Below are 17,483 nucleotides of genomic sequence, written 5' to 3' on the forward strand. Positions count from 1 at the left end.
AATGAGCGATATCGTCCTTCACAACTACTACCGTTCCTCGACCTCTTACCGGGTGCGGATCGCGCTGGAGATGAAGGGCTTGGCCTACGAGTACGTGCCGCATCATTTGCGCCACGGCGAGCATCTGGATCCCGCCTACCTCGCGGTCAATCCGCAAGGGCTGGTGCCGGCGGTGGTCCTCAGCGATGGCACGCTGCTGACGCAATCGCTGGCGATCATCGAATATCTTGACGAGACCACCCCTGAGCCACCGCTGCTGCCCAAGGATGCGCCTGGCCGCGCCCGCGTCAGGATGCTGGCGCAGACGATCGCATGCGACATCCATCCAGTGAACAATCTGCGCGTACTGACCTCGCTGCGCACACTGTTCGGCGCTGGTGACCAGGATGTCATCAACTGGTTCCGGCACTGGGTGAACGAAGGTTTCCAGCCGCTTGAAAAGATTCTGGCTTCCTCGCCCGAGACCAAGACATTCTGCCATGGCGACACACCGGGATTGGCCGATATCTGCCTGGTCGCACAGGTCACCAGCAATGCCCGCTTCGGCGTCGACATGACGCCCTACCCGACGATCTCGCGCATCAATGCCGCCTGCATGGCGCTGCCGGGGTTCCAGAAGGCCGCGCCGGAGAACCAGATCGATGCCGAATAGACCGCAATTGCATGAAGTGGTGAGGAACTGCCGATGAAAGCCGTCGTTTTCGAAAAGTTCGGCGAGGCGCCGACGATCCAGACGGTGCCGGATCCGACGCCTTCGCCGGAAGGCGTCATCATCAAGGTGGAGGCGACCGGCCTCTGCCGCAGCGACTGGCATGGCTGGATGGGCCACGACGACGGCATCCGGCTGCCGCATGTGCCGGGCCACGAACTGGCCGGCGTCGTGGTCTCCGCAGGCAACCAGGTGACCCGCTGGAGGGGCGGCGAGCGCGTCACCGTGCCGTTTGCCGTCGGGTGCGGCCGCTGCTTCGAATGCACGTCGGGCAACCACCAGGTCTGCGAGCACCAGTTCCAGCCCGGCTTCACCGCCTGGGGGTCGTTCGCCGAATATGTCGCCATCGACCATGCCGATACCAATCTCGTACGCTTGCCCGACGAGATGGAATTCGCCACCGCCGCCAGCCTCGGCTGCCGCTTCGTCACCTCGTTCCGCGCCATCGTCGATCAGGGCCGCGTGACGCCCGGCGAATGGGTGGCCGTACATGGCTGCGGCGGCGTCGGCCTGTCGGCGATCATGATCGCCAGCGCCATGGGCGCCAATGTCGTCGCCATCGACCTCACCGACGAGAAGCTGGACTTTGCCAAAAAGATCGGCGCGGTGGCGACGATCAACGTGGCAAAGACGCCCAACGTGGTCAAGGCGGTCAAGCAGATCACCAATGGCGGCGCGCATATGTCGATGGACGCGCTCGGCCACCCCAGTACCTCGTTCAATTCGATCGCGAACCTGCGCCGCCGCGGGCGCCACGTGCAGGTCGGCCTGATGCTTGGCGACCATGCCAGGCCGCAGATTCCGATGGACAAGGTGATCGCATTCGAGCTCGAAATCCGCGGCAGCCACGGCATGCAGGCGTTTCGCTACCAGGCGATGATGGAGATGATCCGCACCGGCAAGCTCAAACCCGAACTGCTGGTCGGCAAGAAGATCAGCCTCGAGGAAGCGCCGGCCGCTTTGATGGCGATGGGCGGCTTCGAAGGCATCGGCATCGGCGTGGTGACCAGATTCTAGATCACGCCCCGAGTCTGGATCAACGAAACGACGCGCAGACCTCCCGCACGTAGGCTCGCAGCCAGCGCTGCGCCGGATCGACATCGAGCCGCGGATGCCAGAGCATCGAAATGGTGACCTCCTCGATATCGACCGGCAACGGGAAGCTGTACATGCCTGCGCGCGCGCCCAGCGTGTGCCGTTCGGGGACGCTGGCGATCAGATCGGAGGCGCGCGCCATGGCGAGCGTGGCCGAGAAGCTGGAAACCATGCACGCAACCGTCCGCTGGAGACCCAGCAGTTTCAAGGCCTCGTCGATCGGGCCCTTTTCGCGGCCACGCCGCGACACGCTGATGTGGCGACCGGCCGCATAACGTTCCGGGCTCACCGGGCCCTCGCTCAGTTTATGTCCCGTTCGCACCACACCGATGAAGCGGTCGCGAAACAGCGCCTGAATGCGCATTTCAGGGCTCGTTTCACTGGCAACCCCGATTTCGAGATCAATCGCCGCGTCGCGCAACGACGTGTCGCTCTTGTCGGATTTCGGCGCAAAACGCAGCCGCACGCTGGGCGCCTTCGCTTCGATGTGAGTCACAAGACGCGGTGCAAACTCTTCGACGAAGCTTTCGTTGGCGCGCAGCGTGAAGACCTTGTCGAGAGCGGAGAGGTCGAGGGCCCTGACCGGGCGCAGCAGCGCTTCCGCATCCTGCACGACGCGGCCCACTTGTTGCTGCAATTCGAGCGCGCGCGGCGTCGCAACCAAGCCGCGGCCAGCCCGAACCAGCAATGGGTCGCCTGTCGCCTGGCGCAACCGCGCCAACGTCCGGCTCATCGCCGAGGCACTGAGGCGCAGCCGCCCGGCGGCGCGCGCGACGCTGCCTTCGCTCAGCAGCACATCAAGGGCGACAAGCAGATTGAGATCGGGCGATGACATGGAAGGACCGTAGCACAGCTCAGCCGTAATGTGGCGTTTCATGCACGAATAAGATGCAAATACTGCGCCTTCCGCCACATCATGCGAGGGAATAGCCTCCGACAGCTCCGATTTGGGGCTGACGGCAAAGGAGTTCACCTTGGCATCGACCGCTGAAAAGACCTGGGACGAAGTTGCCCCGGTGAGCGCACGCTCGACCCGATGGGCATTGGCAAGCCTGTCGCTTTCAACGCTGCTGTCGTCACTCGCCACCAGCATCGCCAGCGTCGGGCTGCCATCGCTGATGCAGGCGTTCGACGCATCGTTCCAGCTCGTGCAATGGGTCGTCCTTGCCTATCTGCTCGCCATCACCACCTTGGTCGTCAGCGCCGGGCGGCTCGCCGATATATTCGGCCGCCGTCCGCTATTGCTCGGCGGCATTGCCCTGTTCACCTTCGCATCCGTGCTTTGCGGGCTTGCCCCGACGCTCTGGCTGCTGATCGCCGCACGGGCGGCACAGGGGCTCGGCGCGGCTGTCATGATGGCTCTTACGCTGGCCTTTGTCGCGGACACGGTTCCCCGGGGAAAAACCGGCAGCGCCATGGGCCTGCTCGGCGCCATGTCGGCGATCGGCACCACGCTTGGCCCGTCGCTTGGCGGATTGCTGATCGCCGGCCTCGGCTGGCGCGCGATCTTCCTCATCAATCTGCCGTTGGGGGCGCTGGCTTTCGCGCTCGCCTGGCGCGTCCTGCCGGCCGGAAAAAAGACGCCAGATCGGCGCGGTTTCGACGGCATAGGCACGGCTTTGCTCGCGCTGACGCTGGCTGCCTATGCGCTCGCCATGACTCTTGGGCGCGGCAGTTTTGGTTCTCTCAATATCGGCTTGCTGATTGCCGCCGCCGTGGCTGGCCTGCTGTTCGTGATTGCGCAGACAAGGGCCGAGAACCCTTTGATTCAACCTGCGAGGTTCCGCGACCAGGCGCTGAACGCAAGCCTCGCCATGAGCCTGATCGTCGCCACCGTGATGATGGCGACGCTGGTGGTCGCGCCGTTCTATCTGTCGCGCACGCTTGGGCTGGACGCAGCCATGGTCGGGCTGGTTCTGTCGACCGGCCCTCTGGTTACCGCATTGGCGGCGCTGCCGGCCGGACGCCTGGTCGATCGTTTCGGGGCGCACCGGATGATGATCGTCGGCCTGTTCGATCTCGCTATTGGTACTTTTGCTCTGTCGCGGGCGGAATTCGGTATTGCCGGCTATATCGTGCCGATCATCATCGTCTGCACCGGCTACAGCCTGTTTCAGACCTCCAACAATTCAGCCGTGATGACCGGCGTGGCATCCGACCAGCGCGGCGTCGTCTCCGGCCTTCTCAATCTCTCGCGCAATCTCGGCCTGATCACCGGTGCGTCCGTGATGGGCGCGGTGTTTGCCCTCGCATCGGCTGGCGGAAGCGAAGGCACCGGTCAGCGGATATTGGCATCTGCGGCAGCCGCACGAGGGATGCAGGTCACTTTCCAGGTGGCGACGGCCCTGGTAGTGGCGGCGCTGATCCTTGCGACTATTTTTGGTCGCCGCGGCCAGCGCGCTTAGCTGAGCCGCCGGCGACGAACTCCAGCATCAGTTCAGCAGCCTTGAGCGCATGCGTCTCCAGGAGGAAATGTCCTGCGTCGAAGACGTGAGCCTCCATCCGGGGAAGATCCACAAGCCAGGATTGAACCTCTGCAATGTCGAAGAAGGCATCGTGGCGACCCCAAAGAAGCATAGCTCGGGGCTGATGCTTCGCCAGATAATCAGCCACCTCCCCGAACCGGTCGACATATCGGCCGTAGTCGGCAATGAGCGCCTTCTGCAGATCAAGTCGTCCCGGCAGGCACATGACCTGCCAGTCTTCAATCCAACCACCTGGATCGATCTGCGCCGCGATCTCGCCGGGCAGGCCGGCGACATACTGGTCGCGGGTTCCCTCGAGGGTCAGATGGGCGGTGGCGGCCTGCTCATTCGCCGCATTCGGCGCAGCCCAGAAGTCCAATGTGTCTGCCCATTGCGGACCAAAACCGGAGCGGTGGGCATTGGCATTCTGGATAACGAGGCCTTCGACGAGTTCCGGCGCGCGCATGGCGAGATGAAGCGCTACCGGGGTTCCGAAATCATGCAGATAAAGAAACCTGCGGCCAACGTTGAGACGCGAGAGCAGCTCTTCAATCGCGCCGGCCAGCATGTCGAACGATGGCTCGGGCGGCAGATCGGACGCGCCGAAGCCCGGCAGGTCAGGCGCCACGACATAGGCGCTGCCGGAGAGCGGCGCGATCACGTCGCGAAACGTCCGCGAAGAGCTAGGAAAGCCGTGCAGCAGCACGAGCGCGGGCTTGGAAGCGTCACCAGCCGTCCGGACGGCCACCTCGCCGCCGGAGGACAAGACTATCTTCTGGACCCCAGGCACCAAAATCGTCCCTTTTTCCTCCACGCCGACGTGAGGCCACCTCGCGCCTTGTGCCACTCTGGCCGACTCGGCACCTCGAGACGTCGTTCCGCCAGGTCGGCAGCTCTTGGTATCAATTGGACGCGATTGTATCGAGTCAAGAGTGCGCTGGCGCACCTATTTTGCATATCTCTTGGCACCGACGACGCAAAGCACGACGGCGGCGGTGACGGCGATCATGGCGGGACTGACCTGCTCATGCAGCAGCGCTGCCGCCAGCCCAAGGCCGAAGAAGGGCTGCAGCAGTTGCAACTGCCCGACCGCGGCGATGCCGCCTTGCGCCAGGCCGCGATACCAGAACACGAAACCGATCAGCATGCTGAACAGCGAAACATAGGCCAGGCCTATCCATGCGCCCCTGCCGGCACTTTCGAGCGACGGCGGCATGGTGATGAACGTCAGCGCCAGCATGACCGGCAGCGACAGCACCAGCGCCCACGAAATCACCTGCCAACCACCGAGTTTGCGCGACAGCGCCGCTCCTTCGGCATAGCCCAATCCACACACGATGATGGCGGCCAGCATCAAGATGTCGCCGAGCGGCGAGACCGACAGGCCTTGGGTGACTGCGAAACCGGCGACAAGGGCGCTGCCGAGGCACGAGAACAGCCAGAACGCCGGCTTCGGGCGATCGCCGCCTCGAACCACGCCGAAGATCGCGGTCGCCAACGGCAACAGGCCGACGAAAATGATCGAGTGAGCCGACGTGATGTGTTTGAGCGCCAGCGCCGTCAGCAGGGGAAAGCCGACCACGACGCCAAGCGCCACGATCGCCAGCGGGAACAGATCTCGCCGCTCCGGGCGCTTCTGGCGAAAGAGAAGCAGCAGCGCCAGGCCGAGGATGCCCGCCGAAGCCGCACGGGCGACCGTTACGAACACCGGATCGAAATCCATCACCGCCACGCGCGTCGCCGGAAGCGAACCGCTGAAGATCAGCACGCCGATGAACCCGTTGACCCAGCCACTTGCCGCCCAGCCACTTGCCGCCCAGCCACTCGCCGCCCAACTGCTCGCCGCCCAGCTACTCGCCGCCTTGTCCATAGATGCCCCGCTGATTTCGCCCTCTATCGGGCCGAGCGTATGGCTCCGCCAGAGACAATCAGGTACAGTTTGACAAAACTGTCATGGTGGGGCGAGCAGTACGGATGGACGAGCAGACGACAACAGATGAAGGCAGCCGGACGCTTGTCGAAAGCGTCATGGCGATGATCAGGCACAGGATCGCCTCGCGCAGCCTGACACCGGGAATGCGGCTGCCTTCGATCCGGGCTTTCGCCAAGGCCATGCAGGTTTCCAAATCCACCGTGGTCGAAGCCTATGAACGTCTTGCGGCGGAAGGCATGATCCGCTCGCGGCCAGGCTCGGGCTTCTATGCCGCCGGACCGCTGGCTCCGCTGTCGCTGGCCGAGATCGGCCCCAGGCTTGACCGTGCTGTCGACCCGCTCTGGGTCTCGCGCCAATCGCTGGAAGCCGGCGACGGCGTCCTGAAACCGGGTTGCGGCTGGTTGCCGGCGTCATGGATGCCCGAGGCTGGATTGCGTCGCGCGCTGCGGACGATGGCCCGCGCCGACGGCGCAGCGCTGACCGATTACGGCACGCCGCTCGGGTTGCCGGCGTTGCGACACCTGCTGGCGCGGCGCATGGCCGAGCACGGCATCGAAGCGTCCCCGGAACAGATCATGCTGACGGCATCGGGCACTCAGGCGATCGACCTGCTGTGTCGGTTCCTGCTCGAACCGGGTGACACGGTGTTGGTCGACGATCCGTGCTATTTCAACTTCCATGCCCTGTTGCGCGCCCATCGGGCCAAGGTGATCAGTGTCCCCTACACGCGCTCGGGGCCGGACATCGAACTGTTCGCGCAGGCGCTGAACGAGCACCGGCCGCGCCTCTACATCACCAATTCGGCGCTCCATAATCCGACCGGCGCGATATTGTCCCCGGTCGTTGCCCATCGGGTGCTGAAGCTCGCCGACCAGTCGGGGCTGACGATCATCGAGGACGATATCTTCGCCGATTTCGAATACACGCCCGCGCCCAGGCTGGCGGCCTTCGACGGCCTTAGCCGGGTCATCCATATCGGAAGCTTTTCCAAGACGCTGTCGGCATCGGTGCGCTGCGGCTTCATCGCCGCTCCTTGCGACTGGATGGAAGGTTTGACCGATCTCAAGATTGCCACATCCTTTGGCAGCGGGCGACTTGCATCCGAACTGGTGCTGACGCTGCTGAAGGACGGCCTCTATCGCAAGCACGTCGATCTGCTGCGCGCGCGGCTCTCGCGCGCCATGGAAGAAACCGGCACCCGGCTCAGGGCAATCGGCATCGTGCCGTGGATAGATCAGCCGGCCGGCATGTTTTTATGGTGCAGGCTGCCGGAGGGAATAGATGCCGCGGACGTCGCCCGTCACGCTTTGTCGGCCAACGTCGTGCTTGCGCCCTGCAATGCGTTCAGCCTGTCCCGTTCGGCCAGCCGTTACATGCGCTTCAACGTCGCCCAATCGGGCGACGACCGGATTTTCAGGGCGCTTGAAGAGGCGATGTCGCGTTGATTGCGCTGCCGGAAGCCTGCTGGCCTGAGGCTGTGCTCTCAGGCCCCTGCCCGCTTGCGGCGTGCATAAAGCATGACGAGCGTCTCGGCGGTCAGCGCCGGCTTTTGCTCGCCTTCGATCTCGACTGTATTGGCGGCCTTCATCAAATACTGCCCCGGACCTTTGTCTTCCATCGACAACAGCGTGGTGCGCAGCCTGATTCGCGAGCCGACCCTGACCGGCGCTACGAAACGCACTTTGTCGAAACCGTAGTTGAACGCGGCCTGCGTGTTTTCGGGCACGATCCCCATCTCGAGCGCCAGCGCGCCGATGATCGACAGGGTCAGATAACCATGCGCGATCGTGGTGCGGAACGGGCTTTGCCGCTTCGCCCGTTCGGGATCGACATGGATCCATTGATGATCGCCAGTGCATTCGGCAAACTGGTCGATGCGGTGCTGATCGACCAACGTCCAGTCCGAAACGCCCAACTCCTGCCCGGCCATCGCCCTGAGTTGCTCGAAGGTCGGCGGCGTCCTCGGCCGTATCTGCGTCATTCCTGCTTTCCCGATCGCTTGCCTGTTCCGGACCACGACCGGCCGCCCCTGTCAATTCGCCAGTGCGATTCCAGCCCATAATCTTCGGCCGCGAACCGCCGGTCGTCGCTGCCGGCAAGCGTGCTGCCGGGGAACAGCTTACCTCTTGTGGTGGCCGGCGCGGATCTCCTCCATCGCCTCCTTGATGCGGCTGCGCAGGATTTCGATCGATTCGGTACCGGACGCCCTCGCCAGTTCGGCCATCTCGCCGGCATTCTTCAGCGCGGTCTCGAAGGATTTCCTGGCGAACGCCGCCTGCTTCTGCATCATTTCCTGCGGATTGCCGGGCGCTCGATAGTTTTGTGCCATGTCGGTGATTTCGCGCAGCGTGTCCTGCAGCATCTCGCGTTGCCTTGACAACAGCGCCGACGCTCCGGCGGCACTCGCCCGGGCCGACTTCTCCAGCGCTTCCAGGTTCCTGGCGTGGTGGGCAAGGATCGCCTCGACGTCGACATTCGGCAGCTTCAGGTCGCGGCCGAACTTGCCGAACATGTCGATGAAGGACTCAGACTCCGGTCGTTTTGCCATGCTGGTTCTCTCCCCCTGTTGCCGTGAACCCGCCACTGCACCGAAGATAGTGCAGCGAAGCTCAGCGGTCCATTCGGACGAGTCAGCCGACGAGAAACAGCCGCTCGGCGATGTAGAGCACGAGTCCGGCAAGGCCACCGATGATCATGCCGTTGAAGCGGATATATTGCAGGTCCTTGCCGATGTTCATCTCGATAAGCCTTGTCAATTGCGCGAGGTCCCAGCGCTTGACCTGGTCGGCGATGAACTTCGACACGCCGCTTTTCTGGCTTTCAACGAAGGAGGCCAGCGCCACGATGAAGCCCTGGTTCATGTCGGCCCTGATCTGCGCGTCGTCGGCAAGATGGCGGCCGACCTCGACGAACATGGTGGCGAGATGGTCGCGGATCATCGAATTCGGCGCCTTGGCGTCCTGTTCGATGAACAGCCGCAGGCTGTCCCACATATCGCCGGCCAGCGCGCTGAGCTCTGGCCGGGCAAGGAAATCGCGCTTCAGCTTTTCGGCGCGCCTGGCATATTGTTTGGATGTCCTCAACCGCTCGACGAAGGTTTCGACGAAAAGGTCGAATTCGGCTCGCATCGGGTGGTGCGGATCGGCCCGCACCTCATCGAGCAGCGAGCCGGCCGACGCAACGATCTTCTTCAACAGATAGGCGTCGGCGCGAAACAGGTTGAACAGCGACGGCAGTTCCTCGCGGATCTTCTCGCGCATCGTCGCCAGCGCCTGCTCGTCGCTCAGAAAGCGGCCGACCACCTTGGTGAACTCGTCGAACAGTTTCTGGTGGCGGCGATCGTCGGTCAGCGCCGACAGCAGCTCGGCGGCGAGCGGCGCCAGCGGTACCTTCTCGATCTGCTCCAGCATGCGGCTGGTGACGAATCCGCGCAGCCCGGACTGCTCGACCGCTACCAGCGTCTGCGGCACCAGCCGGCCAACGAAACGCGACAAATCGGCGGCGCGGTTCGGGTCGGCCAGCCAGTCCGCGACCAGCGCCGAAAAGTCCACCTCGGCAAGCTTTTCGCGCACCGGTTCCGGCGCCAGGAAATTGACCTCGATGAAGCGGCCGAGATTGTCGGCGATGCGGTTCTGGTTTTCCGGGATGATGGCCGTATGCGGGATCGGCAGGCCAAGCGGCCGCCGAAACAGCGCCACCACCGCATACCAGTCGGCCAGCCCGCCGATCGTCGCCGCCTCGGCGAAAGCGGCGACGAAGCCCAGCCACGCATGCCGGCTCTCGAGCGATTTCGCCACCGCAAAGACCAGCACGCAAAACGCAAGTGCTGCGGCGGCAACGAACTTGGTGCGCCTGAGCGCCGAAAGCTTGGCATCGGCATCGAACCGGGCGGACGCGACAGATGCAAATGCCGGGGCTGGTCGAGACATGATGGGCCGCTCCTGATCGTGTATGCGAACTTATCTAGTGCCGCCTGCCCCGGAAAGCGCGCCGCTGGTTTCAGCGCGCGCAATCGTGCACGCAAACTTGACGCCGGAATTCATCTATTATGCAGCGCCAGTCTGGAATTGTTCCAAACTATAGGCCATATTGACGCCAACCACTGCTATGTGAGGACACGATGCGGCTTACCCGTCAGACAAACTACGCCATGCGCATTCTGATGTATTGCGCCGCCAACACCGAACGGTTGAGCCGCATCCCCGAGATCGCCGCCGCCTATTCGGTATCGGAACTTTTCCTGTTCAAGATCCTGCAGCCGCTGGTCCAGCACGGGCTGATCGAAACGGTGCGCGGCCGGAATGGCGGCGTCAGGCTCGGCCGTGCGGCCGAATCAATCAGCCTGTTCGATGTCGTGCGGGTGACGGAGGAAAGCTTTGCCATGGCCGAGTGCTTCGAGAACGACGCCGCCGAATGCCCGCTGGTCGACAGCTGCGCCTTGAATTCGGCATTGCGCGAAGCGCTCAACGCCTTCTTCGCCGTGCTGTCGCGCTACACGATCGCCGATCTGGTGGCGGCGCGCCCGAATGTGCGGCACCTGCTCGGCATTGACATGCTGGTGCAAAGGGCGCCGGCCGCCTGAGTTTCCTGATTGCCTAAGCCGCCGATTGCGGCAATATGAACGGCATGTTTGCGGCCGGCAACACGCCGACCTTCAGCCGGCAATCGAAGACCTTTTCGATCAGCTCGTCGCTGAGCACCTGTTGCGGCGAACCTGTAGCGGCGAGCCTGCCGCGATGCATGACGAAAATCCGGTCGGCATACATCGCCGTCAAATTGAGGTCGTGCAGGATGGCGACCACGCCGCCACCGCGCCTGGCGAAATCACGCGCGATGTCCATGATGATCAGCTGGTGTTTGATGTCGAGGCTGGACACCGGCTCGTCGAGGAACAAATAGCGCGGCTTGCCGTCGAGCACCGGCGCCCACACCTGGCACAGAACGCGGGCAAGCTGCACGCGCTGCTGCTCGCCGCCGGACAGCTCCTGGTAGAAGCGGCCGGCAAAACCGTCGAGGTCGACGCGAGCCAGCGCCCGTTCGGGCAGGCGCTGGTCCTCGCCGGGCAACGCGCCGGAGCGCCCGCCGACCAGGCCTAGCCTGACGATCTCACGCACGGTGAACGGGAAGGACAGCGTCGTCGCCTGTGGCAGCACCGCGCGCACCGTCGCCGCCTCGACCGGCTTCATCGCGGATAGATTGCGGCCGTTGATGGCGACCTCTCCCGAATAAGCAAGATCGCCGGACAGTGCTCTGAGAAAGGTCGTCTTGCCCGAACCATTAGGGCCGACGATGGCCGCTATTTCGCCCGGCGGCGCGTCGAAATCGACGTTGGCGACAATGCGCTTGCCGCCGATCGCCACCGAGACATCCCGCGCTTCGATCATAAAAACCCTCTTAGAGACTGTTTCGAAATTCGCTCTGGCGAGTCATATGGTGGTGGTTTCGAGAACCGGAGCGGAGCGGACATTTGGGTCCGTGAGCACCGGAAGCGCAGAAAAACGCCATCAGATGGCCGCCAGAGTAGAGTTTCCAAACGGTCTCTCACAGGTCGATGACGCCGCGCTTACGCAGCAGTATCCACAGGAAGAACGGTGCGCCGGCGACCGCGGTGACGATGCCGATCGGCAATTCGGCCGGGGCGACGATGGTGCGGGCGGCGGCGTCGGCCAAAAGCAGCAGCGCCGCACCAAGCAGTGCCGATGCAGGCAGCAGATAGCGGTTGTCCGGGCCAATCAGCAAACGCAGCAAATGCGGTACGACGATACCGACGAAGCCGATGCCGCCGCTGACCGCGACGGAGGCGCCGACCGCTGCCGAGACGCCGATGATGGCGGTGTATTTCAGCCGCTGCACCGGGATGCCGAGATGGCCGGCGGTGGCCTCGCCAAGCGCCAGCGCGTTGAGGCCGCGCGCCAGGAACGGCATTGCCGCCAGCGCCAGCACGATGACCGGCCCGACCGAGCCGATCTTTTGCCAGGTTGCGCCGCCCAGCGAACCGAGCTGCCAGAAGGTCAGGTCGCGCAATTGCCGGTCGTCGGCCATGAAGATCAGGATTCCGGTCAGCGCCATGGCAAGCGCCGCCAGCGCGATTCCGGCGAGCAGCATGGTGGCGACCGAGGTCCGGCCTTGTCGTGTCGCGACCCGATAGAGCAGCAATGTCGTCGCCAGGCCGCCGCAGAACGCAGCCAGCGGCAAAGCCGTCGTGCCGAGCGCTGAAGTCAACGGCGCCAGCATGGTCGAACCAAGCACGATGACGGCGACCGCACCGAGGCTCGATCCAGCCGAAACGCCGATCAGGCCGGGGTCGGCCAGCGGATTGCGGAACAACCCCTGCATGACGGCACCGGAGACGGCAAGCGATGCACCGATCAGCACGCCCAGAATCATGCGCGGCAGACGGATGTCATGGATGATCAGGCGGTCGCGGGCGCTCAACGCCGCGTCGCCGGGCAACGCGCCGAACAGCCAGTTGTGCATGACGCCGATGGCCGAGGCATCGGATGCGCCGGAGGTCAGCGACAACAGCACGGCGATAGCCAGCCCGACGCAGAGCAGCACGATAACGATGCGGGCGCGCCGCGAACGGTCACCCTCGGCTGCCGTCGCCATGATGGCCGCCGCACCGGCGATCGAATGATCGGCCATCGCGCTCAATCCGCGACCTGGCTGCCATAGAGCGAGACGGCGAGATCATGGATGGCGTCGGCCGTGCGTGGACCGAAGCCGAGCAGGTAGCCGCCGTCCATGCGGATCAGCGTGCGGGCTGCACCCGCCGGCGTCGAAGCGACGGCAGGGTTCGAAAACAATTCGTCATCCGCGGTGACCGGCCCGGCATTGTTCATCATCAGGATCACGTCGGGCCTGGCGGTGATGACTGCCTCGTCCGACAATTGCTTGTAGCCGGCAAAGCCATCGATGGCGTTGATGCCGCCCGACAGCTTGATGATGCCGTCGGCGGCGGTGTCGCTGCCGGCGGCAAGCAGCCTGCCGCCCTGGATCGACAGCACGAACAGGATGCGCTTGCGCTCCTTGATCGAGGCGGTCTGCTTTTCAGCTGCCTTCAGCTTGGCGTCTGTCTGGGCCGCCAGCGCATCGGCCTTGGCCTCGGTGCCGAGCGCCTTGCCGACGATGTGGATCTTTTCGAGAATGCCTTGATTATCATAGCGCTCGGGCACCTCGATGAACGGGATGCTCGTTTTCTTCAGCACGTCGACGGCTTCCTTCGGCCCGCTGCCGTGCAGCGCCAGTATGCCCGACGGATTGACCGACAGGACGCCTTCCGGCGACAGCTGGCGCATGTAGCCGACGTCAGGCAGCTTGAGCGCCGCGTCGGGGTAACGGCTGGTCGAATCGCGGGCGACCAGCCGATCCTGCTCGCCGAGCGCGTAGACGATCTCGGTGATCGAGCCACCAATAGCCACGATCCTCGAGCGATCGGCGAAAGTCGCGATGCCCTCGGCGGCTTGAGCCGTCATCAGCGCGGCGAATGCCAAGAAAACGGCGGCCGCAGGACCAAGCGCCGGCCTGGAGACCGATGCCAGCCTGGAGACAAGAACCATCGTCGTTTCCTCAGGCTGCGGTCGGGCTTGGGATACGCGGCAGGTTTTCGGCCAGAAAGCGCCAGTCTTCGCGCTCGCTTTCGCCTTCGTGCCGCTTCCCGAAGAACTGGATGATCATCTTGCCGTCGGCGCCATAGACTTCGAGCGACGTGACATGGCCGTCCTTGGTCGGCTTGCGCACGGCCCAGACCTCATCGATGTGGTCGGTCCGCAGGTGCAGATGGAAGGTCTCGTCGAGCACGTTGAGCCATGGTCCCATCGGCTTGATCGAGACGACGGGGCCGGAATGGATCTGGATGCAGCCGCGATTGCCGACAAAGCACATGATCGGCATGGCGCCAGCAGCGGCGTGGTTGAACATGGCGTTCACCGCATCCTTCTCGACCAGCCAGGCGTAGTCCGGGCCGACCATGCGCACCGCCTGTCGGCGACTGATCTTCAGTGTCTTCAGCATGCCGAAGAACTGGTGCACGTCGGTCAACTGGCTCCAGCGGTTGCGCAGATCGTCGACGCCCGCCGAATTGTCCGCAGTCTCGGTCTCGTCAGCCGTGCCCGCTGAAATCGCCACCGTCGGCTCCTGGTTCGGCGATTCCAGCCCGGCCACCAGTTTCTGATAGGCGTAGAGGTTGGAGGCTGGCCTGAGATGCACCTTGTGTACCGCCTCGCCTGCGGTGTCGAAGAACTGCAGGCTGCGGCGGATGTCGGCGCCATCGCGCTTTTCCAGGGCAAAGCCGTGCGCCCAGACTTTTGGGAAAATGCGCAGGTCGATGTTTTCGCTGAGCACCATGGCATTGTGATTGCCGCTGACGACCTTGTCGTAGACGCCGATCTTCTCGTGCACCGCGCTTTCGTTGCGGGTCAGCGCCATCACCTCACCGACAGCTTCGAGGCCAGTCAAGAGGTCGTTGACACGCGGCTCGACGCGCACGACCCCGTCGCCGCAATGCGCGGCGACCAGTTCGGCCTCCGAAATCCTCAGCCGGGCGGCGAGGTCACGCTCGCGCATCTTCGGATTGTCTGCCCGTGCCCGCCGGATCTCGTGCGGGGCGGGTTTTACGCGCTGGTCCATTTCTACCACCTACTTGTTGAGGATGAGCTTGCCCTGCCGGGTGATCTTCAGCCGATACAGCGCACCGTGATGCTCGATGCCGATCTCGTGCTCACCCTGGAACAGCGTGTTGCTGGACAGCGTTCTCACGGCCGATTGGACCCGCTCGAAACGGATGGAATTTTCGTCGGAACGGCGGACGCGATAGCGAAAGTCGCTGGGATTGTGCGTGTTCATTGGTTCGATCCCTTTCCTGTGCCGGGCATCTGGCTCGGCGCCTGCGTGAAATGCCGATTCAATTCTTGACTCGAATGGTCATGTTATCTAGCAGTGCAATACCGGAGTATGAGTCAACATTTAAGACGCCGGACGCGATAAAAATGCCAGCGAGCCCCAAGCCAGCCAGCATCGAACATGGATTCTTGGAGTTGCAGCATGGGGTTGGCGAATTGGGGACGGCCGGCGGGCAGCGGCCTGGCACACTGGTCGACGGCAAGAAAAATGGGGTCTACGGCAAGCAAAATGGCCGCGTTGCTGGCCGGCGCGGCGGCGATCCCGCTGCTCGCCACGCCGGCCGGCGCCCAGCAGGCCGCCCAACCGGCAACCGGCCAGCAACGGACTGACCCGTCACAACAGCCCGAACAGGCAAAGCCGGCTCCGACGGGTACCACGCTGCTCGACAAGATCCTGATCCTCAGCCGTACCGGCGAGACGGCGATCGAGTCGCTTGGTTCAGCCAGCCATGTCGACGAGGAACAGCTTGATCGCCGCATGGCGACGACGCCCAACGAAATGCTGTTCGGTGTGCCGGGTGTCGCCGTCCAGGCCGACGCAAGGCGTGTCAGCTCCAGCATCAACATCCGCGGCCTGCAGGATTTCGGCCGCGTCTCAGTCATCGTCGACGGCGCCCGTCAGAATTTCCAGCGCTCGGATCATGGCACGCAATCGACCTTCTACATCGATCCCGAATTAATCAAATCCGTCGACGTGATCCGCGGCCCGGTCGCCAACACCTATGGCTCCGGGGCGATCGGCGGCGTCGTCTTTTTCGACACCAAAGATGCGCAGGATTTCCTCAAGTCCGACGAGACCTGGGCGGCAGCAGCGACCGGGCGCTACGAAACCAACGGCGAAGGCTGGACCACCAGCGCCAGCGGTGCCTATCGGATCAACGAGAATTGGGACGTGCTCGGCAACATCGTCTACCGCGACTATGACGACTACAAGCATGGCGGCGGCGACACTGTAGCGGGCACCGGCTTCGATGTCTTGAGCGGGCTGCTCAAGACGACCATCCGCCCCAGCGACAACAGCGAGCTGAAGCTCGGTTGGATCGGCTCGAACGACGGATGGACCGAAACCAGCGGCAGTGCGCCGGTGAACGACCCCGACCTGAAGGCGAATACCTTCACGGCCCGCTACAACATCACCGACGAAGACAGGAGCTGGCTCGATCTCCACATCAACGCATCTTACAACAAGACCAAGCTCGATCTGACGACCCTTGTCGCGCAAAACCGGTTTGATCCGGTCACCGGTCTTCCGATCATCCTGCCAGCGGGTTCAATATCGACCTTCGATATCGGCACTTCCGGCATCGACATCTGGAACACGTCGAGATTCGAGACCGTTGGAATCGCGCATGAGCTGACCTATGGCGGCGACTGGGTCGGCGACGATGTCGAGACAGGCGGCGCGGCGGGCGGCGACAGTTTCTACACGCCTTCGGGCGATAGAAACGTCTCCGGCGCTTACGTTCAGGACAAGCTCACCTGGTACTGGCTCGAGGTCATCGCCGGGCTGCGTTACGACAGCTACAAGCTCGACAGCGATGTCGGCGAAACCTCTGGCAACCGGCTGTCGCCACGCATCACAGTGGGCGTTTCGCCCTTCGAAACCGCCGGCCTTTCCGGGCTGCAATTCTACGGCACCTATGCGGAAGGCTACCGTTCTCCGTCGCTGTCGGAGACGCTGATCAGCGGCAATCATCCGTCAGGCGTCAGCTTCCCGTTTCTCCCCAATCCGAATTTGAAGCCTGAAATCGGCAAGACGGTGGAGTTTGGCGTCAATTACAGCACCAATGGTGTCATCGAGGCTGATGACGCGCTGCGGCTGAAGGCGGCCTATTTCAACAACAACGTCGACGACTACATCGACGGCGTGACGTTGTCGCCGTTCGACCCGACCAGCGGCTGCCCATTCGGTCCGGGCATCCCGATCTGCTTCCAGTACCAGAATTTCGCCAAGGCCAGGATTCACGGCTTCGAGATGGAGGGCGTCTATGACACCGCCTGGGGCTTTGCCGGGCTGTCGGCGTCGGTCACCGACGGCCACACCATCTCCTATGAAGGCGAACGGGCGGACCTTGTCACCGTCCCCTCCTCCCAGGTTACCGGGCAACTCGGCTTTCGCTTCCTCGAGGACAGGCTGACCATCGGCGGCGAGGTGCAATACAACGGCAAGCCGCAGGGCAACGCGGTGGCCAAGGACTATGCGCTGGTCAATGCCTTCGCCAGCTACCAGGCGACCGACAATTTCAAGGTCGATTTCCGCGCCGACAATCTGTTCGACGTCAAATACGCCAACCCGCTGAACGCATCGACGACGAGCGTCGTCTACGAGCCCGGCGTCACCCTGAAGCTGGCGGCGACGATGAGGTTTGGAGGCTGACAAC

The 17,483-nt window shown here is 63.5% G+C and carries 17 protein-coding genes; 6 read left to right on the plus strand and 11 right to left on the minus strand.

Annotation, left to right across the window (positions count from 1 at the left end):
• Nucleotide 1: 1 nt before the first annotated feature.
• A complete protein-coding gene (gene maiA, locus NKH80_RS12890; RefSeq protein WP_352991834.1) occupies nt 2-652 on the plus strand; it encodes a maleylacetoacetate isomerase in 651 nt (216 codons plus the stop codon).
• 33 nt (nt 653-685) lie between these two features.
• A complete protein-coding gene (locus NKH80_RS12895; protein ID WP_352991836.1) occupies nt 686-1,726 on the plus strand; it encodes a zinc-dependent alcohol dehydrogenase family protein in 1,041 nt (346 codons plus the stop codon).
• A gap of 19 nt (nt 1,727-1,745) precedes the next feature.
• On the opposite strand, the gene NKH80_RS12900 is transcribed toward NKH80_RS12895, so the two are convergent.
• The gene (locus NKH80_RS12900; RefSeq protein WP_352991838.1) at nt 1,746-2,639 is read right to left on the minus strand and encodes a LysR family transcriptional regulator; all 894 of its coding nucleotides are present in this window, start codon (nt 2,637-2,639) and stop codon (nt 1,746-1,748) included.
• A 139-nt stretch (nt 2,640-2,778) separates the two neighbouring features.
• Between NKH80_RS12900 and NKH80_RS12905 the strand changes: the two genes are divergently transcribed.
• Nucleotides 2,779-4,209, plus strand: coding sequence for an MFS transporter (locus NKH80_RS12905; RefSeq protein WP_502900940.1), 1,431 nt, complete (start codon nt 2,779-2,781; stop codon nt 4,207-4,209).
• Here the strand turns inward: NKH80_RS12905 and NKH80_RS12910 are convergent.
• A complete protein-coding gene (locus NKH80_RS12910) occupies nt 4,178-5,035 on the minus strand; it encodes an alpha/beta fold hydrolase (protein ID WP_352991840.1) in 858 nt (285 codons plus the stop codon). The two genes, NKH80_RS12905 and NKH80_RS12910, sit on opposite strands and share 32 nt — an antisense overlap.
• A 180-nt stretch (nt 5,036-5,215) precedes the next feature.
• Nucleotides 5,216-6,139, minus strand: coding sequence for a DMT family transporter (locus NKH80_RS12915; RefSeq protein ID WP_352991842.1), 924 nt, complete (start codon nt 6,137-6,139; stop codon nt 5,216-5,218).
• Nucleotides 6,140-6,243: 104 nt separating this feature from the next.
• Between NKH80_RS12915 and NKH80_RS12920 the strand changes: the two genes are divergently transcribed.
• A complete protein-coding gene (locus NKH80_RS12920) occupies nt 6,244-7,647 on the plus strand; it encodes an aminotransferase-like domain-containing protein (protein ID WP_352991844.1) in 1,404 nt (467 codons plus the stop codon).
• Nucleotides 7,648-7,685: 38 nt separating this feature from the next.
• Here NKH80_RS12920 and NKH80_RS12925 read toward each other — a convergent pair whose 3' ends face one another.
• The 3 genes from NKH80_RS12925 to NKH80_RS12935 all read right to left on the minus strand — a co-directional run bounded on the left by NKH80_RS12925 (nt 7,686) and on the right by NKH80_RS12935 (nt 10,131).
• Nucleotides 7,686-8,183 (minus strand): MaoC family dehydratase, encoded by a 498-nt coding sequence (locus NKH80_RS12925; protein ID WP_254818237.1) that lies wholly within the window; start codon nt 8,181-8,183, stop codon nt 7,686-7,688.
• A 138-nt stretch (nt 8,184-8,321) separates the two neighbouring features.
• Nucleotides 8,322-8,750: a phasin family protein gene (locus NKH80_RS12930; protein WP_352991845.1), complete on the minus strand. Its 429-nt coding sequence runs from the start codon at nt 8,748-8,750 to the stop codon at nt 8,322-8,324.
• Nucleotides 8,751-8,832: 82 nt separating this feature from the next.
• Nucleotides 8,833-10,131, minus strand: coding sequence for a DUF445 domain-containing protein (locus NKH80_RS12935; RefSeq protein WP_352991847.1), 1,299 nt, complete (start codon nt 10,129-10,131; stop codon nt 8,833-8,835).
• Nucleotides 10,132-10,322: 191 nt separating this feature from the next.
• Between NKH80_RS12935 and rirA the strand changes: the two genes are divergently transcribed.
• Entirely contained in the window at nt 10,323-10,784 is a 462-nt protein-coding gene (rirA, locus tag NKH80_RS12940) for an iron-responsive transcriptional regulator RirA (RefSeq protein ID WP_352704616.1), read from the plus strand.
• A gap of 13 nt (nt 10,785-10,797) precedes the next feature.
• Here rirA and NKH80_RS12945 read toward each other — a convergent pair whose 3' ends face one another.
• The 5 genes from NKH80_RS12945 to hemP form a co-directional block, all read right to left on the minus strand.
• Nucleotides 10,798-11,586 carry a heme ABC transporter ATP-binding protein gene (locus tag NKH80_RS12945; RefSeq protein WP_352876317.1) on the minus strand — a complete coding sequence of 263 codons (789 nt, stop codon included), beginning with the start codon at nt 11,584-11,586 and terminating at the stop codon, nt 10,798-10,800.
• A 157-nt stretch (nt 11,587-11,743) separates the two neighbouring features.
• Nucleotides 11,744-12,847 (minus strand): FecCD family ABC transporter permease, encoded by a 1,104-nt coding sequence (locus NKH80_RS12950; RefSeq protein WP_352876315.1) that lies wholly within the window; start codon nt 12,845-12,847, stop codon nt 11,744-11,746.
• Nucleotides 12,848-12,852: 5 nt separating this feature from the next.
• Nucleotides 12,853-13,761 (minus strand): heme/hemin ABC transporter substrate-binding protein, encoded by a 909-nt coding sequence (locus NKH80_RS12955; RefSeq protein WP_352991850.1) that lies wholly within the window; start codon nt 13,759-13,761, stop codon nt 12,853-12,855.
• A 10-nt stretch (nt 13,762-13,771) separates the two neighbouring features.
• Complete coding sequence (locus tag NKH80_RS12960) at nt 13,772-14,830, minus strand: hemin-degrading factor (protein ID WP_352991852.1); 1,059 nt, start codon at nt 14,828-14,830, stop codon at nt 13,772-13,774.
• Between the two features lie 9 nt (nt 14,831-14,839).
• On the minus strand, nt 14,840-15,046 hold the full coding sequence (gene hemP / locus NKH80_RS12965) for a hemin uptake protein HemP (protein WP_254818229.1): 207 nt from the start codon (nt 15,044-15,046) through the stop codon (nt 14,840-14,842).
• Nucleotides 15,047-15,331: 285 nt separating this feature from the next.
• Between hemP and NKH80_RS12970 the strand changes: the two genes are divergently transcribed.
• Nucleotides 15,332-17,479, plus strand: a complete 2,148-nt coding sequence (locus NKH80_RS12970; protein WP_352991854.1) for a TonB-dependent hemoglobin/transferrin/lactoferrin family receptor — start codon at nt 15,332-15,334, stop codon at nt 17,477-17,479.
• Nucleotides 17,480-17,483 lie beyond the last annotated feature (4 nt).

Origin of the sequence: Mesorhizobium sp. M0904, from assembly GCF_040319475.1 — a bacterium.
Taxonomy (GTDB): Bacteria; Pseudomonadota; Alphaproteobacteria; order Rhizobiales; family Rhizobiaceae; genus Mesorhizobium.